The 22856-nt window shown below is 68.1% G+C and carries 21 protein-coding genes; 18 read left to right on the top strand and 3 right to left on the bottom strand.

What is annotated here, in order from left to right; all coding sequences use genetic code 11:
- Positions 1–42: 42 nt before the first annotated feature.
- From C5F44_RS11555 to moaB, 3 genes are read left to right on the top strand one after another with little or no spacing between them, the layout of a single operon-like run.
- Complete coding sequence (locus tag C5F44_RS11555) at positions 43–855, top strand: uracil-DNA glycosylase (RefSeq protein WP_107673692.1); 813 nt, start codon at positions 43–45, stop codon at positions 853–855.
- Positions 852–1481: a LysE family translocator gene (locus C5F44_RS11550; RefSeq protein WP_107673691.1), complete on the top strand. Its 630-nt coding sequence runs from the start codon at positions 852–854 to the stop codon at positions 1479–1481. The genes C5F44_RS11555 and C5F44_RS11550 overlap by 4 nt, the downstream gene beginning before the upstream one ends.
- A gap of 4 nt (positions 1482–1485) precedes the next feature.
- Entirely contained in the window at positions 1486–2028 is a 543-nt protein-coding gene (moaB, locus tag C5F44_RS11545) for a molybdenum cofactor biosynthesis protein B (protein ID WP_107673690.1), read from the top strand.
- A 77-nt stretch (positions 2029–2105) separates the two neighbouring features.
- Here the strand turns inward: moaB and C5F44_RS11540 are convergent, their stop codons facing one another.
- Positions 2106–2876 carry a protein-disulfide reductase DsbD domain-containing protein gene (locus C5F44_RS11540; RefSeq protein ID WP_235822615.1) on the bottom strand — a complete coding sequence of 257 codons (771 nt, stop codon included), beginning with the start codon at positions 2874–2876 and terminating at the stop codon, positions 2106–2108.
- A gap of 211 nt (positions 2877–3087) precedes the next feature.
- On the opposite strand from C5F44_RS11540, the gene C5F44_RS11535 reads away from it, so the two are divergent.
- From C5F44_RS11535 to C5F44_RS11505, 7 genes are all read left to right on the top strand, one after another.
- Positions 3088–3642, top strand: coding sequence for a YqgE/AlgH family protein (locus C5F44_RS11535; protein ID WP_107673688.1), 555 nt, complete (start codon positions 3088–3090; stop codon positions 3640–3642).
- A 183-nt stretch (positions 3643–3825) separates the two neighbouring features.
- Complete coding sequence (rpsD, locus tag C5F44_RS11530) at positions 3826–4446, top strand: 30S ribosomal protein S4 (protein ID WP_107673687.1); 621 nt, start codon at positions 3826–3828, stop codon at positions 4444–4446.
- Between the two features lie 105 nt (positions 4447–4551).
- The gene (locus C5F44_RS11525; RefSeq protein WP_107673686.1) at positions 4552–5406 is read left to right on the top strand and encodes a GNAT family N-acetyltransferase; all 855 of its coding nucleotides are present in this window, start codon (positions 4552–4554) and stop codon (positions 5404–5406) included.
- Positions 5407–5502: 96 nt separating this feature from the next.
- A complete protein-coding gene (locus C5F44_RS11520) occupies positions 5503–6048 on the top strand; it encodes a TIGR00645 family protein (RefSeq protein WP_107673685.1) in 546 nt (181 codons plus the stop codon).
- Positions 6049–6135: 87 nt separating this feature from the next.
- Positions 6136–7221 (top strand): histidinol-phosphate transaminase, encoded by a 1086-nt coding sequence (gene hisC / locus C5F44_RS11515; RefSeq protein ID WP_107673684.1) that lies wholly within the window; start codon positions 6136–6138, stop codon positions 7219–7221.
- Positions 7218–8153: a prephenate/arogenate dehydrogenase family protein gene (locus C5F44_RS11510; RefSeq protein WP_107673683.1), complete on the top strand. Its 936-nt coding sequence runs from the start codon at positions 7218–7220 to the stop codon at positions 8151–8153. The genes hisC and C5F44_RS11510 overlap by 4 nt, the downstream gene beginning before the upstream one ends.
- Positions 8150–9034 (top strand): extensin-like domain-containing protein, encoded by an 885-nt coding sequence (locus C5F44_RS11505; RefSeq protein ID WP_107673682.1) that lies wholly within the window; start codon positions 8150–8152, stop codon positions 9032–9034. Before C5F44_RS11510 ends, C5F44_RS11505 begins: the two co-directional genes overlap by 4 nt.
- A 4-nt stretch (positions 9035–9038) precedes the next feature.
- On the opposite strand, the gene C5F44_RS11500 is transcribed toward C5F44_RS11505, so the two are convergent.
- Complete coding sequence (locus C5F44_RS11500) at positions 9039–10067, bottom strand: DUF2125 domain-containing protein (protein ID WP_107673681.1); 1029 nt, start codon at positions 10065–10067, stop codon at positions 9039–9041.
- A gap of 63 nt (positions 10068–10130) precedes the next feature.
- Here C5F44_RS11500 and C5F44_RS11495 point away from each other — a divergent pair, with 63 nt between their 5' ends.
- The 7 genes from C5F44_RS11495 to C5F44_RS11465 all read left to right on the top strand — a co-directional run bounded on the left by C5F44_RS11495 (position 10131) and on the right by C5F44_RS11465 (position 19353).
- Positions 10131–10664, top strand: a complete 534-nt coding sequence (locus tag C5F44_RS11495) for a gamma-glutamylcyclotransferase (protein ID WP_107673680.1) — start codon at positions 10131–10133, stop codon at positions 10662–10664.
- Between the two features lie 111 nt (positions 10665–10775).
- A complete protein-coding gene (locus C5F44_RS11490) occupies positions 10776–12002 on the top strand; it encodes a biopolymer transporter ExbB (RefSeq protein WP_107673679.1) in 1227 nt (408 codons plus the stop codon).
- A gap of 3 nt (positions 12003–12005) precedes the next feature.
- Positions 12006–13652: a peptidoglycan -binding protein gene (locus tag C5F44_RS11485; protein ID WP_107673678.1), complete on the top strand. Its 1647-nt coding sequence runs from the start codon at positions 12006–12008 to the stop codon at positions 13650–13652.
- Between the two features lie 145 nt (positions 13653–13797).
- Positions 13798–14505: a TetR/AcrR family transcriptional regulator gene (locus tag C5F44_RS11480; RefSeq protein WP_107673677.1), complete on the top strand. Its 708-nt coding sequence runs from the start codon at positions 13798–13800 to the stop codon at positions 14503–14505.
- Positions 14502–15527: an HlyD family secretion protein gene (locus C5F44_RS11475; RefSeq protein WP_235822613.1), complete on the top strand. Its 1026-nt coding sequence runs from the start codon at positions 14502–14504 to the stop codon at positions 15525–15527. The genes C5F44_RS11480 and C5F44_RS11475 overlap by 4 nt, the downstream gene beginning before the upstream one ends.
- Before the next feature lie 4 nt (positions 15528–15531).
- Positions 15532–18234, top strand: coding sequence for a ribosome-associated ATPase/putative transporter RbbA (gene rbbA, locus C5F44_RS11470; RefSeq protein WP_107673676.1), 2703 nt, complete (start codon positions 15532–15534; stop codon positions 18232–18234).
- Positions 18235–19353 carry an ABC transporter permease gene (locus C5F44_RS11465; RefSeq protein WP_107673675.1) on the top strand — a complete coding sequence of 373 codons (1119 nt, stop codon included), beginning with the start codon at positions 18235–18237 and terminating at the stop codon, positions 19351–19353.
- 49 nt (positions 19354–19402) lie between these two features.
- Here C5F44_RS11465 and C5F44_RS11460 read toward each other — a convergent pair whose 3' ends face one another.
- The gene (locus C5F44_RS11460; RefSeq protein WP_107673674.1) at positions 19403–20980 is read right to left on the bottom strand and encodes a 2-isopropylmalate synthase; all 1578 of its coding nucleotides are present in this window, start codon (positions 20978–20980) and stop codon (positions 19403–19405) included.
- A gap of 296 nt (positions 20981–21276) precedes the next feature.
- Here C5F44_RS11460 and C5F44_RS11455 point away from each other — a divergent pair, with 296 nt between their 5' ends.
- Positions 21277–22806, top strand: a complete 1530-nt coding sequence (locus C5F44_RS11455; protein WP_107673673.1) for a cryptochrome/photolyase family protein — start codon at positions 21277–21279, stop codon at positions 22804–22806.
- The last annotated feature ends 50 nt before the right edge of the window (positions 22807–22856 follow it).

The raw sequence follows: 22856 nt of genomic DNA, 5'->3' as shown, positions 1-22856 counted from the left end.
CCGGCTTGCCGACCAAGGGGGGCGGCCCTAGGCTTCGGCCCCATGGGAATCGCGACCGACATCGCCGAAGACTGGCACGCCGCGCTGGCCGCGCTGGCCTGGCAGGTTGATGCCGGAGTGGATGAGGTTCTGGGCGATGCGCCCCTGAACCGCTACGACCTGCCGGCCGAGGCGCCGCGCCTGCCCGTGGTTGCCGCGCAACCCGCGCCGGCGCGTCCTTCCCCGCCCGTTGCCGCCGCGCCGGCGCCCGAGGTCGATCCTGTCCGGCTGGCGCAGGCCGCCGCCACCGCCGCGCAATCGCTGGACGATCTGCGCGAGGCGCTGCTGGCCTTCAACCAGTGCGAGCTGAAGAAGGGCGCCCGCAACACGGTTTTCGCCGATGGCAACCCCGGGGCGCGCGTCCTGATTCTGGGCGAGGCGCCGGGACGGGACGAGGATCTTGAAGGCCGCCCCTTCGTGGGCCGTGCCGGGCAGTTGCTGGACCGCATGTTCGCCGCCATCGGCCTGTCGCGCCGCAGCCCCGATGCCCGGGCGGCGCTTTACATCACCAATGTCATGCCCTGGCGCCCGCCCGGCAACCGTGACCCGGAACCGGGTGAGATCGCCATGATGCGCCCCTTTGTCGAACGGCATATCGAGCTGGTCGATCCGCAGGTGATTGTGGTCATGGGCAATACCCCGCTGATCGCGCTGACCGGCAACCGCGGCATCCTGCGGGCGCGGGGCACCTGGACGCAGGCGCTGAACCGCCCGATGCTGCCGATGACGCACCCGGCCTATCTGTTGCGCAACCCCTCTGCCAAGCGCGAGGCCTGGGCGGACCTGCTGTCGCTCAAGGCAAGGCTGCGGGGATGAACCTTCCGGTCGATCTGCTGACGCTTGCCGCCTTCATTCCCGCGGGGCTGGCGCTGAACCTGACACCGGGGGCGGACATGATGTTCGTGCTGGCGCAGGGCCTGCGCGGCGGGCCGCGGGCCGGCATGATGGCGAACCTTGGCATCGCGGCGGGCTGTCTGGTGCATGTGGCGGTGGCGGCGCTGGGGCTGGCCGCGCTGCTGAAGGCCCATCCCGCCGCCTTCGAGGCCATCCGCTGGGCCGGCGTGGCCTATCTGCTGTGGCTGGCGGTCAAAAGCCTGTGGGCGGGGCCCGCGCGTCCGGGCGCGGTGGCCGCGGCCCCCTTGCCCCGCATCTTCCGCGAGGCGCTGGTGGTGAACCTCTTGAACCCCAAGGTGGCGCTGTTCATCCTGGCCTTCCTGCCGCAGTTCGTGGACCCGTCCCGCCCGGTTCTGCCGCAATTCGCGGTGCTGGGGCTGGTGTTCAATCTGGGCGGGCTGCTGGTCAACGGCGCGGTGGCGCTGACGGCGGCGGGGCTTGGCGCAAGGCTGGCGCGGTCTGCCGCGCTGTCGCGCGGGCTGGGGCGCGTATCGGCCGGGATCTTTGCCCTGCTGGCGCTGCGGCTGGCCGTGATGGAACGGGGGTAACGACATGGGCCGCATCGACGAGACCCGCGATTTCATTCCCGTCCGCATTGCCGTTCTGACGGTCAGCGACACCCGCAAACCCGGCGATGACCGCTCGGGCGATACGCTGGTGGAACGGCTGACGGGGGCCGGCCACCACCTTGCCGCGCGCGACATTGTCACCGATGACCGTGACAGGATCGCCGCCCGCCTGCGCGACTGGATCGCCGATCCCGGGGTGGATGTGATCCTGTCCACCGGCGGCACCGGGCTGACCGGCCGCGATGTGACGGTCGAGGCGCATCGCGACGTTTATGAGAAAGAGATCGAGGCCTTCGCCACGGTGTTCACCATGGTCTCGATGCAGAAGATCGGCACCTCGGCGGTGCAAAGCCGGGCGACCGGCGGCGTGGCGGGCGGGAAATACCTGTTTGCCCTGCCCGGCAGCCCCGGCGCCTGCCGCGATGCCTGGGACGAGATCCTGGTCTGGCAACTGGATTACCGCCACCGCCCCTGCAACTTTGTCGAGATCCTGCCGCGCCTTGAGGAACACAAGCGCCGCAAGTGATCTGGCGGGGTCGTTCCGCCCTTTCATCTGTCCATAAATATCCCGGGATGCGGGGGCTGGCCCCCGCCTTTGGCCGGTCAGGGGGCGGGGCAGCCGGCAATCTCGATCGCGCCGCGGTCGTCGATCACGGTCACGGTGACGCCAGAGCGGTTCAGCGCGAAGGGTGCGCCCGAGGGTGGCACCAGTTCGGTCACCGCAACCAGCTTGCCGCCCTGCCGCCGGGACACCGCTTCGGCAACCCAGACCGAAGGGTCGGCGGTCTCGAACGCCACGGTTTCGCGCCCGCCGCGGGCCGGCAGGTCCAGCGTGGCGGTCAGGCGCAGACCGTCCTTGATCGGCTCGACCTCGCAGCCGATGGTCTTCAGCCTGGCCTCTTTCGCCGTCTTGGGCCGGGCGGCCAGTGCGGCCCGGATCGTGGCATCCTGCGTCCCGGGCGAGGGCAGCGCCGCCTGGAACGCCAGCGAGGCCGGCATACAGATGTCATGGCAGACGCCCAGTTCGACCTGTGCCGACAGGATCACCGGCTTCGACGGATCGACCGCCACGATCTCGACCGGCAGCACAAGCTGATCATGGTAGCCGATGGTCTGCATCCCGTTGGTGCGGAAGACCGAGGGCGCGGGCCAGTGCAGCCGCACCGCGCGCAGGTTCTGTGACCCCGACCAGTCGAACTGGGGCGGGATGCCGGCATCGCCGGGGCTGCGCCAATAGGTTTTCCAGCCGGGCGCAAGGTCCAGCTTCAGCGCGGTCATGTGGGCGCCGCTGTCCATCTTCCACCCGGTCAGCAGGTCAGCCGACAGAACCTGATCCTGCGAGGTGACCTCGGCGCGGGCGGCGCCGGTCGCCATCAGGGCGAGCAACAGAAGGCAGGCGGAACGGGCAAGGGCGCGAATGATCATTGCTCAAGCATAGGCGGTGTGGCGCCTTGCGGAAATCACAACCCGGCGACAGATCGCGTGATGTGGCCCGCAAGCCGCAGGACGGGGCTTGAGGCCGCGCCCGCACCGGCCCACATTGGCGCAACAAGCGGTGGCCAGCGCCCGCCGCGAAGGGAGAGCCATGGACCTTGCCGGCAAGATCCTGATCGCGATGCCCGCCCTGGGGGACCCGCGCTTCGCGCGCAGCGTCATCCTGCTTTGTGCCCATTCCGACGAAGGGGCCATGGGGCTGGTGGTCAACCATCCGGCTGAGGCGACACCCTTTGCCACGCTTCTTGAAACGCTGGGCATTCCGTGCGGGTCGGACGCCCGCGATATTCGGGTGCATCTGGGCGGTCCGGTCGAACGCGGCCGGGGTTTCGTGCTTCACTCGGATGACTGGGCTTGCGGCGAGGGGTCGATGGTCGTGCCGGGCGGGCTGCGGATGACGGCAACGCTGGAGGTGCTTGAGGCGCTGGCCTCGGGCGGGGGGCCTGCGCAGGCGATGCTGGCCCTGGGCTATTCCGGCTGGGGGCCGGGCCAGTTGGAAGGCGAGATCCGCCGCAACGACTGGCTGGTGGCCGATCCGCGCGACGAGGTGATCTTCGCGCTGCCCGATGCCCAGAAATGGTCCAGCGCGCTGCGCGGCCTTGGCATTGACCCGCTGACGCTGTCGCCGGTGGCCGGGCGGGCCTGATGGGAAGTGAGGTTCGGCGGGGCTGTTGACTCTGCCGGTTCGGGCTGTATAAGCCGCCCCCTGTCCCGGGTCGAACACCCGGGGCTTTTCATTGGTGTTGGCGGCTCCCGCAAGGGACGGCCTGTCGCCGGGGAGACCCGGAGAGGACAACGCCCTTCTGAAACGCAAAGAAGGAGATCAGGGGTGACCAAACGCACCGCTGCCAAATACAAGATCGACCGCCGCATGGGCGAAAACATCTGGGGTCGTCCGAAGTCGCCGCTGAACAAGCGCGAATACGGCCCGGGCCAGCACGGCCAGCGCCGCAAGGGCAAGATGTCCGACTTCGGCACCCAGCTTCGCGCCAAGCAGAAGCTTAAGGGCTATTACGGCGACCTGACCGAAAAGCAGTTCAAGCGCATCTATGCCGAAGCTGCCCGGGTGACCGGCGACACCGGCGAAAACCTGATCGGCCTGCTGGAGCGCCGCCTGGACGCCGTGGTCTACCGCGCCAAGTTCGTGGCGACCATCTTCGCCGCCCGCCAGTTCGTGAACCACGGCCATGTGACCGTGAACGGCAAGGCCGTGAACATCGCGTCCTACCGCGTCAAGGAAGGCGACGTGGTGGAAGTGCGCCAGAAGTCGAAGCAGATGGCCGCCATCACCGAAGCGCTGGCCCTGACCGAGCGTGACGTGCCGGACTATGTGGAAGTTGACACCCACAAGCTGACTGCCAAGTTCGTCCGCACCCCGGGCCTGGGCGACGTGCCCTATCCGGTGCAGATGGAACCGAACCTCGTCGTGGAATACTACGCGAAGAACTGATCCGATCCGGCCCCTGGCCGGAGACGAAGGCCGCGCCCATGGGGCGCGGCCTTCTGCATTTCGGGGGCGCCCGCGCGCGGCCCATGTCAGCACAGGAGCAGCGCAATGTCCGGGGATTTCCAGGTGGTGCCGTTGTGGACCCTTCCGCTGGCCGACATCTGCGCCACCCTGAATGCGGGCTACGAAGGCTATGTCGTGCCGGTGCGGTTCGACGAGACGGCGCTGATGCGGCGGGTGCTGGCCGAGCATATCGACCTGTCGGCAAGTGGCCTTCTGTCTGCGGGCAAGGCCGATCCGGCCGGCATCCTTCTGGTGGCCCGGCGCGGCCGGATCAGCCGGATTGCCGCGCTTGGGCTGCGGCCGGCCTGGCGCGGGGCCGGGCTTGGGGGCCGGGCCGTCCGCTGGGCCATCGACACCGCGCGGGCGCGGGGCGATTCGGCGCTGATCCTTGAGGTGATCGAGGGCAACGATCCGGCGGTGGCAACCTATCGCAAGGCGGGGTTCACCGATCGGCGGCGCCTGGTGGGCTATTCCCATCCGGGCGGCGATGGCCGGGATTCCGGGGCGGCGCAGGCCGTCAGCCCGGCCGAGGTGCTGCCGCTTCTGCTGGGGGCCTGGCCGGCCGGTGCAAGCTGGCAGACCGATCCGCGCTGCCATGCCGGTGCCGTGGCGCCGGTCGAGGCGTTCGCCGATGCGGCGGGGGAGGCCGCGGCCCTGGTGGACCGTTCGGGCCCGGCGGCGCGGCTGCTGGCGCTGGCCGTGCGGCCCGAGGCCCGGCGGCGCGGTGCCGGACGTGCCCTGATGCGGGCGGTGATGGCGCAGACGCCGGGCAAGCCCTGGACGATCTCTGCCACCCTGCCCGAGGGCATGGCAGAGGGGTTCCTGCACGCCACGGGCTGGACCCGGACGCCCCTGCGCCAGATCGAGATGGAACATCGGCTGGACGGCGCCGCGCCGTAACGGGCCGCGCCGGGCCGGAAATCATGTATTCCTGCCTTGCGTTTGGCGCTGGCCAGACTATCTGGGGCCCGAGCACAGCCGGAGCCCAGACCCTTCATGCCAAACCCTGTCGAACGCACTTTCGAGCGGATTCTTTTCGCCAGCCGTTGGCTGATGGCGCCCATGTACCTGGGCCTTGTCGCGGCCCTGGGGATGCTGACCTTCATCTTCGCGCGCGACCTGATGTATTATCTGCCGAAGCTGATGACGATGAAATCGGAACAGGTGATCCTGGTCGCGCTGACGCTGATCGACCTGACGCTGGCCGCGAATCTGGTGCTGATCGTGATGTTCTCGGGCTATGAGAACTTCGTGTCGAAATTCGACATCGGAGACGAACAGGACCGGCCCGACTGGATGGGCAAGGTCGATTTCGGCGGGCTGAAGATGAAGCTGATCGCCTCGATCGTGGCGATCTCGGGGATTCACCTGCTCAAGCGGTTCATGGAGATTCAGGACATCGAAAAGGCCGCCGTGTTCGGCGCGTCCGAGCTGTTCTGGCTGGTGGTGATTCACCTGACCTTCGTGCTGTCGGGCGTGCTGATGGCGCTGATGGACTGGTTGCAGGCCAAGGCCTACGGCAGCAAGTACGTCGGAAAGTAGCCCCGGCGCGACCAGGGCTTTGACATCAAGGGTCTGGCCTTGCGCCACCGGGGCCGGTATTAGCCGGGCAAGTTCTGGAGAAGCCCCATGTCTGACGCCATTCGCCCGCAACCCGGCATCCTTGACATCGCCCTGTATGAGGGCGGCAAGGCGCATGTCGCGGGGGTGCAGAATGTCGTCAAGCTGTCGTCGAACGAAAATCCGTTCGGCGCGCCCGACCGGGCCAAGGACGCCTATCTGCGGGCGGTGCACCAGTTGCACCGCTATCCTTCCACCGATCACGCGTCCTTGCGCAACGCGATTGCCGAGGTGCACGGGCTGGATGCCGACCGGGTGATCTGCGGCGTCGGGTCGGATGAGGTGATCCAGTGGCTGGCACAAGCCTATGCCGGCCCGCGCGACGAGGTGGTGTTCACCGAACACGGCTTCCTGATGTATCGCATCAGCGCCCTGGCCGTGGGGGCCACCCCGGTCGAGGTGCCCGAGCGTGAGCGGGTGACCGATGTCGATGCCATTCTGGCCGCCTGCAGCCCGCGCACGCGGCTGGTGTTCATCGCCAACCCGAACAACCCCACCGGCACGATGATCAGCCCGCCCGAAGTGGCCCGGCTGGCCGAGAAGCTGCCGAAACAGGCGATTCTGGTGCTGGATGGGGCCTATGCCGAATATGTCGAAGGCTTCGACGCCGGGCTGTCGCTGGTCGAGGCGCGGTCGAACGTGGTGATGACGCGGACCTTCTCGAAGATCTACGGCCTTGGCGGGCTGCGGATCGGCTGGGGCTATGGGCCGAAGCCCATCATCGACGTGCTGAACCGCATCCGCCAGCCGTTCAACCTGTCGAACGCGCAGCTTGATGCCGCCGAGGCCGCGGTGCGCGATCAGGATTGGGTGGCGAAATGCCGGTCTGAAAACGCCCGGATGCGGGCCTGGCTGGCCAATGCGCTGGCGGAACATGGCGTGCCTTCGGATGTGTCGTCGGCGAATTTCATCCTGGCCCGCTTTGCCAGCGTGGAAGAGGCCGAGGCTTGCGATACCTTCCTGCAAGGCCAGGGCCTGCTGGTGCGCCGCGTGGCCAGCTACAAGCTGCCCCACTGTCTGCGCATCACCGTGGGAGATGAAGCATCGTGCCGCCGCATCGCCCATGCGGTGGCCCAGTTCAAGGGAACGCGATGACCGTGATCTATGACCGCGTGGCGCTGATCGGGCTGGGTCTGATCGCCGGTTCGATGGCCCATGCGATGCGGGCCGGTGGCCTGGCGGGCGAGATCGTCGGCTATGCCCGCTCGGCCGAGACGCGGGCGGTGGCGCGCGATCTGTTCTGCGACCGGGTGTGTGACACGGCGGCCGAAGCGGTGCAGGGGGCCGATCTGGTGGTTCTGGCCGTGCCCGTGGGCGCGATGGAGGCCATCGCGATCGAAATCGCCCCGCATCTGAAGCCGGGCGCGGTGGTCACCGACGTGGGGTCCGTCAAGCAGGCGGTGGTCGAGGCGGTGGCGCCGCATATCCCCGCCGCTGTGCAGTTCATTCCCGGTCACCCGCTGGCGGGAACCGAATATTCCGGCCCCCGGTCGGGCTTTGCCACGCTGTTCCAGAATCGCTGGTGGCTGCTGACCCCGCTGGAAGGTACCGATCCGGCGGCGCTGGCGCGGCTGCGGTCGCTTCTGGATGCCATGGGCGCCAATGTTGATGAGATGGACGTGGCGCGGCATGATCTGGTGCTGGCCGTGGTCAGCCACACGCCGCACCTGATTGCCTATACCATGGTCGGCGTGGCCGATCACATGCGCCGGGTGTCCGAACAGGAGGTCGTGAAATACTCGGCCTCGGGCTTCCGCGACTTTACCCGGATCGCGGCCAGCGATCCGACGATGTGGCGCGATGTGTTCCTGACCAACAAGGATGCGGTTCTCGACATTCTTGGCCGGTTCACCGAGGAGTTGTTCGTGCTGCAACGGGCCATCCGCATGGGCGATGGCGACCATCTGCACGCCTATTTCACCCGCACCCGGGCCATTCGCCGTGGCATCATCGAGGCCGGGCAGGACACGGCCGCCCCTGACTTTGGCCGCGGTGTCGATCCGGCCAAGGGAACGGCGGGCGAATGAGGGCGGCGCTGGCGGTTGTCCTGACGCTGCTGTCCGCCCCGTTGGCGGCGCAGACGATGGACCGCTCACCCCGGCCCGTTCTGAACCCGGTCTATGCCACGGCCGCCCCCGCCGCCACGCCCGCCGCACCCCCGGCGGCCGAGGCGGGGACGCAGGCGGTGATCGCGGCGTCGCTGCGGCCGGCGCCGCGCCCCGGCGGTCTGGAACAGAAGGTTGCCGCCGCCCGCAAGGGGCAGGGCGACGAAGGGCTGGACCTGCTGGGTCTGCGCCCCGGCGGCAGCGCGGTGGAAACCGCCAGCGCCCCGGCCCCCGAACTGACCCCCGACCCGGCGCCGACCGGCAAGAAGAAGCGCAAGAAAGACCGCGAAACCGTGTCGAAGAAGGGCTCGGTCTGCGGGGTGGCGGCGATCAAGGGCGAAAAGATCGCCCCGATCAAGGCCAAGGTGAAGGGCTGCGGCCTGGCCGATGGCGTTCGCGTGACCAGCGTTTCGGGTGTGCGGCTCAGCCAGGCGGCCACCATCGACTGCGACACGGCCCGCGCGCTGAACACCTGGGTCGATCAGGTCTTGCAGCCCAGCTATGGCAATTCGGTGGTCGAGCTGAAGATCGCCGCGCATTACATCTGCCGCCCGCGCAACAACAAGAAGGGCGCCAAGATCAGCGAGCACGGCCGGGGCAAGGCCATTGACGTGGCCGGCTTCGTTCTGAGCAACGGCAAGACCCTGTCTGTCGCGCGCAACTTCGACCGGACGATGCGCCGCGCCTACAAGAGCGCCTGCGGCATCTTCGGCACCACGCTGGGGCCGGGGTCGGACGGCTATCACGAAGACCACATGCACTTTGACACGGCCAGACAGCGCAACGGGCCCTATTGCCGCTGAACGCTCAGCCGGTGGGCGGGTGCATCTGCGGGGCCGGACCCAGCGGGAAGGGGCCAAGGCTCATCCGCCCGTCCTGCAAGACCAGCGGCAGCCTCAGCACCGCCGGGTCGGCGGTCTGCCCGGCCAGCGCCCGCAGCATGTTGCCCACCGTCGGGCCAACGCCGGGCTGAACCGCGCCCGACGCCACCAGAAGGCCGGGCAGCCGGTCCCAGTTGGTCAGCGCCAGTTCGATCCGGCCGGCGGCAAACCCCTGGGCGTCGGCCTGAACCGTGCCGGTGGCGGCAAGGGACAACTGGCCCCAGGTAAAGCCCGCTTCGGCAATCTCGACCGTGTTCAGGAGGGGCGGGCGGTCTGCGGCGTGGCGATCCAGCGGGGCGCTGAATTGCAGGTGGATCGTGCCGGCCAACGTGTCCACCGCATCGGGGAAATCGGGGGGCGGCAGGTCGGGCAGGGTGACGGCCCGCACCCGGGCCAGAAGGGCGGGGTCGGGCGTCAGCGGCGCCAGATCGAAGGTCAGGAGATAGCCGCCCGGCGGGCTGTCCGGGTCAACCCGCAGGGTCACCGCAAATTCGCCAAGCCCCAGCGTCCAGCCCGCGTCCGAGCGCAGGTCAAGCCGGTCTCCGGTCAGCGTCACCTCGGTCAGCGGCACGTCGGGCGAGGGGGCCGAGCCAAGGGTCGCGGCCAGCGCCTGCCCGGTGACGGTGACCGTCTCGCCCGGCAGGGTGACGGTCTGGGTGGGGGGCAGGGCGGCGGTCAGGTGCCAGGGCTTCCAGCTTTGGGCAAAGACATGCAGTTCGGGCGCAAGCCAGCCCGTTCCGGTTGCCGGATCGGCCAGCCGCAGCCCGGTGATCCCCAGATCGAACCGGCCCGGAAAGCCCGTCACCGCCAGCGCCGTCTTTTCCGCGGTGATCCCCTGCGCCGCCTGTTGCTGGAACCAGCCCTCGGCACCGTCATGGATCAGCACCGATCCGCCGTACCAAAGGCCGCTCCACAGCACCGCGCCGATCCCGGCAAGCCATCCCAGCCAGCGCATCGCTTTCCCCTTTTCCTGCCGCCTTCCCCGGTGTTTACAGGGGGCCGCACAGGAGGGCCAGCTTTGGACGATGCGCTTTGGGTCTTCGGCTATGGATCGCTGATCTGGAACCCGGAATTTCCGGTGGCCGAGCGCAGGCTGGCGCGGGCAACCGGCTGGCACCGCAGTTTCTGTATGCGGTCGATCCACCATCGCGGCAGCGAGGCGGCGCCCGGTCTGGTGCTGGCGCTGGACCGCGCGCCGGAGGCCGCCTGCGACGGCGTTGCCTTTCGCGTGGCGCCGGGGGAGGAAGCCGCAACGCTGGCCGCGCTGCGTGAGCGCGAGCTGATCTCCTCGGCCTATCTTGAGGAATGGCTGGATCTGGACACCGCCACCGGCCCCCTGCGGGCGCTGGCCTATGTGATTGACCCGGTGCATGTGCAGTATTGCGGCGGCCTGCCGCTTGAGGAACAGGCCGAAATCATTGCCCATGCCCATGGCGGGCGCGGCCCGAACCGTGATTATCTTTGGGCCACGGCCGCCCATCTGGCCGAACTGGGCATTGCCGACCCCGATCTGGAATGGCTGTCGGCCCGCGTGCGCGCGCTGGTGGGCTGACGTCCCCTGCGGCAACTGGCCCCCTGCACGCAGAGGGCGATTTGAATTGGCAGCGCGGGTCGATCTGCTAGTCTGCGCGCAAGACCAACAACAGGGCAGTCCGTTCCGGCCATGAGAGCAGATCAGGCAACGCCGGGCACCACGTTCAGCCAGCCCATCCGTGCCCTGACCACCATGCTGGTGGTCTGCGCGCTGGTGGCGGCTGCCGCCTGGGCCATGCACGGGCAGATCGCCGGCATCGTTGCCGCCAACCCGGTGCTGAACGGGCTGATCGCCTTTGTCTTCGTGCTGGGGGTGCTGACCTGCTTCTGGCAGGTCTGGAGTCTGGCACAGTCGGTTAGCTGGATCGAAAGCGTCGTGCGCGGCAAGCCCGGCGCGGCCGAGGCGGCGCCGCCGGTGCTGCTGGCGCCGCTGGCGGCGCTGTTGCAGGCGCGCGGCAAGGCCCGGTCGATGACCATTTCGGCCACCTCGGGCCGGTCGATCCTGGATTCGGTCGCCCAGCGGGTGGACGAGGCGCGGGATATCACCCGCTATCTGGTGAACCTTCTGGTGTTCCTGGGCCTGTTGGGCACGTTCTGGGGGCTGGCAACCACGGTGCCCGCCGTGGTGGAAACCATCCGTGGCCTGGCCCCGAAGGAAGGCGAGACCGGGATCGAGGTGTTTTCCAAGCTGATGGGCGGCTTGGAAAGCCAGCTTGGCGGCATGGGCACGGCCTTTTCATCCTCGCTTCTGGGTCTGGCCGGATCGCTGGTGGTGGGGCTCCTGGAGCTGTTCGCCGGTCACGGCCAGAACCGTTTTTATCGCGAGCTTGAGGAATGGCTGTCCTCGATCACCCGGATTGGTCTGTCGGATGGCGATGGCAATGCCGACCAGTCGGTGATCGTGCAGGTGCTGGACAATCTGGCCGGGCAGATGGAGGGGCTGCAGGCGCTGCAGGCGCAGGCCGAGGCCAGCCGTGGCCTGCTGGAAGGGCGGCTTGGCGGGCTGGGCCAGTCGCTGGACCGGCTGGCCACGCGGCTTGAGGCGCAATCCGGCGACAGCGCCTTTCTGCAACGCATGGCCGAGGGGCAGGACCGTCTGGCCGAGGCGCTGGCGCGGCTGGCCGAGGGGCAGGAACGGCTGACCGCCACCCTTGCCGCCGCCCGGCCCGCCGAAGACACGGGCGAAGACCCCGAAAGCCGGATGCGCCTGCGGTCGATCGACGTGCAGCTTCTGCGGATTCTGGAGGAAATCAGCGCTGGCCGGGAAGAGGCGCTGGCCGATCTGCGTGCCGATCTGGCCGCGATGACCGCCGCCATCCGGCAGGCGGCCCGCACCCCGCCGGCCCCGCGGGGGTAAGCCATGGGCCTGTCGCGCCGCCGCGATTCCAACATGATCTGGCCCGGCTTCGTGGATGCCGTGACCACGCTGCTGATGGTGATGATGTTCGTGCTGACCATCTTCACCCTGATGCAGGCGGTGCTGCGCGACACGATCACCACAAAGGACAACGAGCTTTCGGCGCTGAACGAACAGGTGGCCGCCCTGTCGCAAGCCCTTGGTCTGGAACGAAATCGCGCCAGTGATCTTGAGGCGCAGGTGGGCCGCCTGACCACCTCGCTGGCCGAGGCCGAGGCGGCGGCGGTGCGACAGGACGGCGTGATCGCGGGCCTGCGCGCCGATCTGGCCACCCGCAGTTCCGAGCTTTCGGCCGCTGCTGCCAGGATCACCGCCTTCGAGGCCGAGGTGGCGGCGCTGGTCGCCGACCGCGACAAGGCGTTGTCCGATCTGGCGCTGGTGACGAAAGACCGCGACAGCACCGCCGCCCGCGCCGAAGGTCTGGCCGCGACGGTGGCCGAGCTTGAGGCGGCGAAGGTAAAACTGATCTCGGACGCCGAGGCGATGCAGATCGTGCTGGCCAAGGCGCGCGAGGAAATCGACGTCGGGGCCGAGGCGGCGCGGCTGGCAGCGGCCCGGACCGAGGCGCTTGAGGCGCTGGTGGCCGATCTGCGCAAGAAGGGCGAGGCCGACGGCGCGGCGCTTGAGGCGGCGAAGGTCAGCGTGTCCGAGGCGGAGGCGCGGCGGCTGGCGGATGCGGCGGCGCTGGAGGAATTGCGCAAGCGGTTGGCGGGGTCGGAAACGGAGCTGACGGCGATGACGCTGGCGCTGGAGGCCGAGCGGCTGAAGGCCGAGCAGACGCTGACGCTTCTGGCGGCGGCACGGGCGGCGGCCAGCACGACCACCGGCGAGAAGGACGCGGCGCTGAAGGCTGCCGAGGCCGCGCTGACCGCCGAACAGGACAAGGCGCTGAAAGCCGCGCGCGAGGTTGAACTGCTGAACCGGCAGATCGCCGATCTGCGCGGCCAGTTGGCCGGGCTGCAAGAGGTGCTGGACGCCGCCCGCAGCAAGGACGAGGCGGCGCAGGTGCAACTGGACACGCTGGGATCGCAACTGAACGCGGCCCTGGCACAAGTGGCCGCCGAGCAGAAGAAACGCGCCGAACTGGAAGAGGCCGAGCGCAAGCGGCTGGAGGCCGAAAAGGCCAATCTTGAAACCTTCCGGTCGGAATTCTTCGGACAACTCAGCAGGTTGCTGGCCGGCCGCGAAGGCGTGCGGGTGGTGGGAGACCGTTTCGTCTTCTCGTCCGAAGTGCTGTTCCAGCCCGGTGCCGCCGACCTGTCGCCTGAAGGCAAGGCGCAGATTGCCAGCGTGGTGCAGATCCTGAACGAGATCAAGGGCGAGATCCCCGCCGGCATTGACTGGATCATCCGGGTCGATGGCCATACCGACAACCAGCCACTGTCGGGACTGGGCGAATTCAAGGACAACTGGCAGCTTAGTCAGGCCCGCGCGCTGTCGGTGGTGCGCTACATGCAGACCGACCTTGGCTTTCCGCCCGACCGTCTGGCGGCCACCGGCTTTGGCGAATACCGCCCCGTGGTGCCGGGCGACAGCGAAGCCGCCCGCGCCCAGAACCGCCGGATCGAGCTGAAGCTGACCGAACGCTAGGGCGTTCCGGCCGGGTGTCAGGAAGGTATGCGGCGCGTATGATTTATGGGCGCTTCACGGCAGCACAGCCGATTCGCTGCGACAGTTTTGTCATTTTGACAAAACTGTCATTCACAGATCCGAAACCCGGCTCTATCCTGCCGTCATGTCCCTGTCTGCCCCGCCCTCCGATCACCGGACCCGCACCGCCGAGCGGCGGCGCGATGCGATGCGGCGGCGGCTGATCGAAAGCGCCGTGCCCCTTTGGGAAGAGCGAGGGCCGGATGCGGTGGTCATCGACGATGTGGTCCGCGCGGCGGAGGTCGCGCGCGGGACGTTCTACAAATACTTCGCGTCGGTCCATGACCTGAAGGTGGCGATCAGCGAGGAGCTGGCGGCGGAGCTGATTTCGCAGATCGAACCCGTGGTCCGCCCGGTTGCCGACCCGGCCCGGCAGATTGCCCTGGGCATGACGCTGTTCATCGAAACGGCGCGGGCCTTTCCGTTGCTGGCGCATTTCTTCCGCGCGACCGGGCTGGAGGCCGCAGGACCGGCGGCGCTGTTCTATGACTATCTGCCGTCCCATCTGGCGGAGGGCGTTGCACAGGGGCGGTTCCTGGATGATCCGCCCGCGGTTCAGCTTGATCTGATCGCAGGGGCCGCGCTTCTTTGCGTGCTGCGGCAGATCGAGGGACCGGCCGAGCCGGGGCATGTGCCGCGGGTGGTGGCCTCGGTCCTGCGCGGGCTTGGGCTTTCGGGGGCCGAGGCCCGGGCCGTTGTTGCCGATCTGGATGCCTGCCCGCTGTCCCTGCCTGACCAGAGCCTGCTGGTGCGCGCGCACCGCCGGCTTGAAACCGTCTCGACCCCGCAATGAACGAACGACCGGAGCGCCTGCCGATGAAGCCCCTTGCCCTTGCTGCCCTGCTGGCGCTGTCCTGCCTGCCCGCCGCGACACAGGCCGAAACGCCGTTCGAGGCGCTGATCGCCCGGTTCCGTGGCGGCGACGCCTATGCCGGGTTCACCAGTTCCAACGGCCGGCTTGAGGCGCAGTCGGTGGCGGTTGCCTCGAAATATGCCGGGCGGGTGACCGAGGTTCTGGTGGCCGAGGGCGCGCTTGTCGAGGCCGGGACGGTTATCGCCCGGCTGGATGACCGCGACACCCAGGCCCGGATGCTGGGCGCCAAGGCCGATGTGCTGCGCGCGCGCGCCGCCCGGCAGATTGCCGAGGCGGCGGTGATGCAGGCGCAAAGCACGCTGGACGTGGCCCGCACCAACCAGGAGCGGGTCAGCAAGCTGAACGCCGATGGCCATGCCGCGCAATCGGTGCTGGACGATGCGACCAATGCGCTGACCTCGGCCCAGGCTGCGCTGGCCATGGCGCAGGCGCAGGTGGCCGATGCCGATGCGCTGATCGAGGTGTCGGGGGCGTCCTTGCGGCAGCTTGAGGTGGCGCTGGATGACCTGACCATCCGCGCGCCGACGCGGGGCCGCGTGCTGTACCGGCTGCGCGAACCGGGCGAAGTCATCGCGGCGGGGTCTTCCATCGTCACGCTGCTGGATCTGAGCGATGTCTGGATGAACGTCTACCTGCCGGCCGATGCGGTGGGGCGGCTGATGCTGAACGACGAGGCGCGGCTGATCCTGGACCCGATTCCGAATTTCGTGGTGCCGGCGCGGGTGACCTTTGTCTCGCCCGAGGCGCAGTTCACGCCGCGGTCGGTCGAGACGGCGACCGAACGGCAGGATCTGGTGTTCCGCGTGAAGCTGACCATTCCGCGCGAGTTGCTGGAAAGGTTCGAAAGCCAGGTCAAGGCCGGGGTGCGGGGCATCGGGTTCGTGCGGTCCGACCCTTCGGCCGACTGGCCGGCCGAGCTGTCCGTGAAACTGCCGGAGTAGGCCGATGGACCCGGTTGCCCGGTTGCAGGGGGTCAGCCATGCCTATGGCGGCAGGCCGGCCCTGACCGATGTCACGCTGGATATTCCGGCGGGCTGCATGGCCGGGCTGATCGGGCCGGATGGCGTGGGCAAGTCCACGCTGATGGCGCTGGTCGCGGGGGTGCGGCAGCTTCAGACGGGCCGGGTTTCGGTTCTGGGCGCCGATATTGCCGGGGCGCGGGCCCGCAGCGCCATTGCGCCGCGCATTGCCTATATGCCGCAGGGGCTGGGCCGGAACCTTTACCCCACCCTGACCGTGCGCGAGAACCTTGAATTCTTCGGGCTGCTGTTCGGGCAGGGCCCGGCAGAGCGGGATGCGCGGATCGGGATGCTGCTCAAGGCGACCGGGCTTGATCCGTTTCCCGACCGCCCGGCGGGCAAGCTGTCGGGCGGGATGAAGCAGAAGCTGTCGCTGTGTTCGGCGCTGATCCATGACCCTGACCTGCTGATCCTGGACGAGCCGACCACGGGCGTGGACCCGCTGTCGCGCGGGCAGTTCTGGGATCTGATCGACCACATCCGCGCCAGCCGCCCCGGCATGAGCGTGCTGACCGCCACCGCCTATATGGAGGAGGCCGACCGTTTCGACTGGCTGGCGGCGATGGATTCCGGCCAGATCATCGCGCGCGGCACCCCGGCCGAGCTGCGGGCGCAGGGGGGCGCGGCCAGTCTTGAGGCGGCCTTCGTCAATCTGTTGCCGCCGGCGCGGCGCGGCGATACCACGCCCGTCGTGCTGCCCCCGCGCCCGGCGCACGAGGGGGCCGCCCCGGCCATCGAGGCCAGCCACCTGACCATGCGGTTCAACGAGTTCACCGCGGTCAGCGATGTGAGCTTCACCATCCCCGAGGGCGAGATCTTCGGGTTCCTGGGGTCGAACGGCTGCGGAAAATCGACCACGATGAAGATGCTGACCGGGCTTCTGACCCCCAGCGAGGGCACGACCCGGCTGTTCGGTGAACATCTGACCACGGGCGACATGCAAAGCCGGCTGCGCATCGGCTACATGTCGCAGGCGTTTTCGCTGTATGGCGAGCTGACGGTGCGGCAGAACCTGGCGCTGCACGCCCGGCTTTACGCCCTGCCGCCCGAGGGACGCGCGGCCCGCATCGCCGAGGTCTTGCAGGATTTCGATCTGGACGATGTTGCCGATGCGCGGCCCGAAGACCTGCCGCTGGGCATCCGCCAGCGGTTGCAGCTTGCGGTGGCGGTGCTGCACCGGCCCCGCATCCTGATTCTGGACGAGCCGACCTCGGGCGTTGATCCGGTGGCGCGCGACGTGTTCTGGCGCAAGCTGATCCGGCTGTCGCGGCAGGAGGGCGTGACCATCTTCATCTCGACCCATTTCATGAACGAGGCCGAGAGGTGCGACCGGATTTCCCTGATGCACGCGGGCAGGGTGCTGGACGTGGGGGAACCGGCCGAGATCGTGGCCCGCCATGGCGCGCCCACGCTGGAGGCCGCCTTCATCTCGGTGCTGGCCGCCGAAATGGGCGAGGCCGCGCGGCCGCTGGCCACGGGTCCGCTTGACCTGCCGCCCGCGCGGCCGGCGCGGCTGGCCTGGGCCGTCCGCACGCGGGCCTATGCCTGGAGGGAGGCGCTGGAACTGATGCGCGACCCGATCCGGCTGCTGTTCGCGCTGGCCGGGCCGCTGATCCTGTTCATCACCATGGGCTATGGCATTTCCTTCGACGTGGACGAGCTGGCCTTTGCCGCCCTTGACCAGGACCAGAGCGCCGAGAGCCGACAGGTGATCGAGGGGTTCACCGCGATCCGGCAGTTCGCGGATGCGGGGCCGGTCTCGGGGCCGCAGGATCTGATGGCCCGGATGGGGCGGGGGGAAATCGCGCTGGCGCTGGATATTCCCGATGGCTTCGGGCGCAAGCTGGCGGCGGGCGAGGTGCCCGAACTCTCGGTCTGGGTCGATGGGGCGATGCCCTTTCGGGCGGAAGTGGCGCGCGGATATGCGCTTGGGGTGCTGAACCGCAGCAACGAGGATCTGGCGGCGGGGCAGGCGGTTTCGGCTCCGGTCGGTTTCGAGACGCGGTTCCTGTTCAACCAGTCCTTCAAGAGCGCCAAAGCCATGGTGCCTTCGGTGATCATGCTGATCCTGATGCTGATCCCCGCGATCATGGCGGCGATCAGCGTGGTTCGGGAAAAGGAAACCGGCACGATCGCCAATTTCCGGTCAACCCCGGTGACGCGGCCCGAGTTCCTGATCGGCAAGCAGCTTCCCTATATCGTGGTGGCCTGGGCCAGCTTCTGGATGCTGGTGCTGCTGGCCCGCGGGCTGTTCGGTGTACCCTTCACCGGCAATGTCTGGGCCTTCGGCCTTGTCGCGCTGGCCTATGTCACGGCCTCGACCGGCTTTGGACAACTGATGTCGGCCTTCACGACGACGCAGGTTGCCGCCGTCTTTGCCACCGCCATCATCGCGATCATTCCGACGGTGAACTTCTCTGGCCTGATCGTGCCGACGTCGACGCTGGCCCCGGCCGGGTGGCTGATCGGGCAGGCTTTTCCGGGGGGCTGGTTCCAGCCGGTCAGCGTGGGGTCTTTCGTCAAGGGCTTTGGCGGGGCCGATCTTGCGGGGCCGGGGCTGGTGCTGGCGGGGTTCGCGGTCCTGTATCTGGCCCTGGCCGTTCTGGGCCTGCGCAAGCAGGAGCGATAGATGCAGAGCGTGAAGAACATCGCCACGCTGACGGTCAAGGAACTGCGGGCCCTGGCGCGGGACCGGGTGATGCTGGTGCTGATCCTTTACGTCTTTACCGCGGCGGTCTGGCTGGTGTCGAACGCCGCCTCGACCGAGGTGCGCAACCTGTCGGTGGGTGTGGTGGACGAGGACCAGAGCCAGCTTTCCGGGCGCATCACCGATGCCATCCGCCAGCCAATGTTCGCCACGCCGGTTCCGCTGACGCCGGCACAGGCGGCGGCCGGGCAGAAGGCGGGCAATCATGTGCTGGTGCTGTCCATTCCGCCGGGGTTTGAGCGCGACCTGATGAAAGGAAAGCCGGCCAGCCTGCTGCTGCTGGTGGATGCCACGGCGGTGGCCCATGCCGGCAACGGGGCCACCTTCCTGCAACAGGCGGTTCTGAGCGAGATCGCCGCCTGGGCCGGCCCCGACGCGGCGAGCGTGCCAAAGGTCGATGTGGCGTTCCGCAACCTCTACAACGCCAACCTGACGCCGCGCTGGTTTACCGCCGTCATGCAGTTGATGAACAACGTGACGATCCTGATGCTGATCCTGGCGGGTTCGTCGCTGATCCGCGAACGCGAGCATGGCACCATCGAACATGTGCTGGTCATGCCGGTGCATCCGCACGAGATTGCGCTGTCGAAGATCCTGGCCAACGGGATGGTGATCCTGTGCGCCCAGATCCTGAGCCTTGTTCTGGTTGTGGAAGGGCTGATGGGCGTGCCGGTGGCCGGGTCTTTGGCCGTGTATATCGTGGGGGCGGTGGTCTATGCCCTGGCGGTGGGCAGCATCGGGCTGCTGCTGGGAACGCTGGCGCAGAACATGGGGCAGTTCGGCCTGCTGGTGATTCCGGTGATCGTGGTGATGCTCTTGCTGTCGGGCGGCATGACACCGATCGAATCCATGCCCGACTGGTTGCAGATCGTCATCCGCATTGTCAGCCCCGCGCCGCATTTCGCGGCCTTTGCGCAATCTGTTCTTTACCGGGGGGTAGGGCTTGCGGCCGTCTGGCCGCAGATCGCGGCCATTTCCGCCATGGCGGTGGTTGCGGTGGCCGGTGTGCTGTGGCGCTTTCGCAAGTTGCTGGCCGGCTGAGGTGACGGCTTGCCCGGCGCCCCGTTGCAGGGCGCCGGGCGGTGTCTGGTCATTCGCCGTGGTGGTAGGTCACGGTCTTCACATCCTCGCCGGGGGCGGTTTTCTGGCGGCGGATGATCAGGCGGTTCAGCGCGTTGATATAGGCGCGGGTCGAGGCGACGATCGTGTCGGTATCGGCGGACGAGCCGGTGACGATGCGACCATCTTCTTCCAGACGGACCGAGACGGTGGCCTGCGCGTCGGTGCCTTCGGTCACGGCATGAACCTGATAGACCTGCAGCCGCGCCTTGTGCGGGAAGAGCATCTTCACGCAGTTGAAGGCGGCATCGACCGGGCCGTCGCCGGTGGCGTCGATGTGGTGATCGGTGCCGTCGATGGTCAGGATCATGTCCGCTTCCTGCGGGCCTTCGGTGCCGCAGATGACCCGCAGCTTTTTCAGTTGCAGGAATTCATAGGCATCGTTGGTTTGTTCATCCGCGACCAGCGCGATCAGGTCGTCGTCGTAGATTTCCTTCTTGCGGTCGGCCAGCGCCTTGAAGCGCACGAACACGTCATTCAACTGGTTGTCGGCCAGATCGAAGCCCAGTTCCTTGAGCTTGGAGCGCAGCGCGGCGCGGCCCGAGTGTTTGCCCATGGCGATGTTCTTCGCCGTCAGGCCGATGTCTTCGGGGCGCATGATCTCGAACGTCTGGACGTTCTTCAGCACGCCGTCCTGATGGATGCCGGATTCATGCAGAAAGGCGTTCTTGCCGACGATGGCCTTGTTGAACTGCACCGGGAAGCCCGACACCTGGCTGACGCGGCGCGACAGGTTCATGATCTTGGTCGAGTCGATGCCGGTGCGGTAGGGCAGGATGTCATTCCTGACCCGCATCGCCATGACCACCTCTTCCAGCGCGGTGTTGCCGGCGCGTTCGCCAAGGCCGTTGATGGTACATTCGATCTGCCGCGCGCCGGCCTCCACCGCCGCCAGGGCGTTGGCCGTGGCCATGCCCAGATCGTTGTGGCAGTGGGTGGCGAAGACGATGGTATCGGCGCCCGGCACCCGTTCCAGCAACATGCGGATGATCTTGGCGGATTCGAACGGGTAGGTGTAGCCCACCGTATCGGGGATGTTGATCGTGGTCGCGCCGGCCTTGATGGCGATTTCCACCACGCGGCAGAGGTAATCGGCCTCGGTCCGGGTCGCGTCCATCGGCGACCACTGGATGTTGTCGCACAGGTTGCGGGCGTGGGTCACCGTGTCGTGGATACGCTCGGCCATCTGGTCCATGTCCAGATTGGGAATGGCCCGGTGCAGCGGCGAGGTGCCGATGAAGGTGTGGATGCGCGGCGATTTCGCGTGTTTCACCGCCTCCCAGCAGCGGTCGATGTCCTTGGTGTTGGCGCGGGCCAGACCGCAGATGGTGCTGTTCTTCGCGCGCCGGGCGATTTCGCTGACGGCGGCGAAGTCGCCCTCGCTGGCGATGGGGAAGCCGGCCTCGATGACATCGACCCCCATTTCATCCAGCAGGGTGGCGATTTCGAGTTTCTCTTCATGCGTCATGGTCGCGCCGGGCGACTGTTCGCCATCGCGCAGCGTGGTATCGAAAATCAGGACGCGGGGTTGCGCATTCGTGTCGGTCATCGGGGAAATCCTTGGAATCTTAGCCTGTTTGCGTGGTCCGGGCGCTGGTCACCTCCGAGCGGTCGCGCCCAAGGGCACGCTCAGAGGCGGCTAAGAAGAAGAAGGCCAAGCGCGGCTGCCGGGCGGAAGCCCGTGCAGGTAGCAGGAATCTGCGGCGCTTTGGTCATGGGGCCGGACTATACGGGCGTTTTCCGCGAAGGAAAGAGCAGAAACGCATTCCCGGCGGTCTGGATGGCGGCGGCAGACGGATTAGGTTCCGCCGCAGCACGGCCATCGGGGGCCGCAGGGAAGGGACGATGCCGAAGCCGCGCCTGATTCTGGTGCTGGGCGACCAGCTTTCGGCGGATCTGTCGGCGCTGCGGGCCGCCGATCCGGCGCGCGATCTGGTGGTGATGGCCGAGGTGACGGGCGAGGGGGCCAGCGTCCCGCACCACCCGCAGAAGATTGCGCTGATCCTGTCCGCGATGCGGCACTTTGCGCAGGATTTGCGGGCGGCCGGCTGGCAGGTTGCCTATTCGCGGCTTGATGACCCGGGGAATGGCCAGACGCTGGCGGCCGAACTGCTGCGGCGGGCGGCGGATGCCGGGGCGGAGGCGCTGATCTGCACCCATCCCGGCGAATGGCGGGTGCTGGCCGACCTGCAGGCGCTGCCGCTGGCGGTGACGGTTCTGCCGGATGACCGCTTCCTGTGTTCGCCGGGTGACTTCGCGGCCTGGGCCGAGGGGCGCAAGGAGCTGCGGATGGAATGGTTCTACCGCGACATGCGCCGCAAGACCGGCCTGTTGATGGAGGGTGACAAGCCCGCGGGCGGCCAGTGGAACCTGGACGCCGAGAACCGCAAGCGGGCCGAGCGCAGCCTGTTGCGGCCAGCCCCGCTGCGGTTTGCCCCGGATGCGGTGACCGAGGAGGTGCTGACGCTGGTCGAGGCGCGGTTTGCCCATTTCGGGCGGCTGCGGCCGTTCGGCTGGCCGGTGACGCGGGCGCAGGCGGTGCAGGCGCTGGACGATTTCGTGACGCACCGCCTGCCCAGCTTTGGCGCCGAACAGGATGCCATGCTGGAGGGCGAGCCGTGGCTTTCCCATTCGCTGCTGTCGGCGGCGCTGAACATCGGGCTTCTGCGGCCGCTGGAGCTGTGCCGGGCGGCCGAAGACGCCTGGCGGGCGGGCCGGGTGCCGCTGAACGCCGCCGAGGGGTTCATCCGGCAGATCATCGGCTGGCGCGAGTTCGTGCGCGGCATCTGGGCGCTGAAGGGGCCGGCCTATCTGGAGGCGAACGCGCTGGGCCATGGCCGCGCCCTTCCGGCGGCCTATTGGGGCGGCGAAACGCGGATGGCCTGCCTGCGCGCGGCGGTGGGCCAGACGGGGGCGCTGGCCTATGCCCACCATATCCAGCGGCTGATGGTGACGGGCAACTTTGCGCTGCTGGCGGGGGTGGACCCGGCGGCAGTGCATCAGTGGTATCTGTCGGTCTATATCGACGCCTTCGAATGGGTCGAGGCGCCCAACACCCTGGGGATGAGCCAGTGGGCCGACGGGGGCGTGGTCGGGTCAAAACCCTATGTCAGTTCGGGCGCCTATATCGACCGGATGTCCGACCATTGCCGGGGCTGCGGCTACAAGGTTGCGGAAAAGGCGGGCGAGGCGGCCTGTCCGTTCAACCTGCTGTACTGGCACTTCCTGGACCGGCACCGGGCGCGGTTCGAGCGCAACCCCCGCATGGCGCAGATGTACCGGACCTGGGACCGGATGCCGGCCGACCATCGGGCGCGGGTGATGAACGGGGCCGAAACCGTGCTGGCCCGGCTGGACCGGGGCGATGTGGTGTAATTGTGCCCGTCACAAGGTTCGGCTGGCCCGGCATATCCGGCCGGTGTAAG

Origin of the sequence: Fuscovulum blasticum DSM 2131 (genome assembly GCF_003034965.1) — a bacterium.
GTDB classification, from domain to species: domain Bacteria; phylum Pseudomonadota; class Alphaproteobacteria; order Rhodobacterales; family Rhodobacteraceae; genus Pseudogemmobacter; species Pseudogemmobacter blasticus.
The sequence above is the reverse complement of the archived record's forward strand: the minus strand, read 5'-3'. Positions and strand labels throughout refer to the sequence as shown.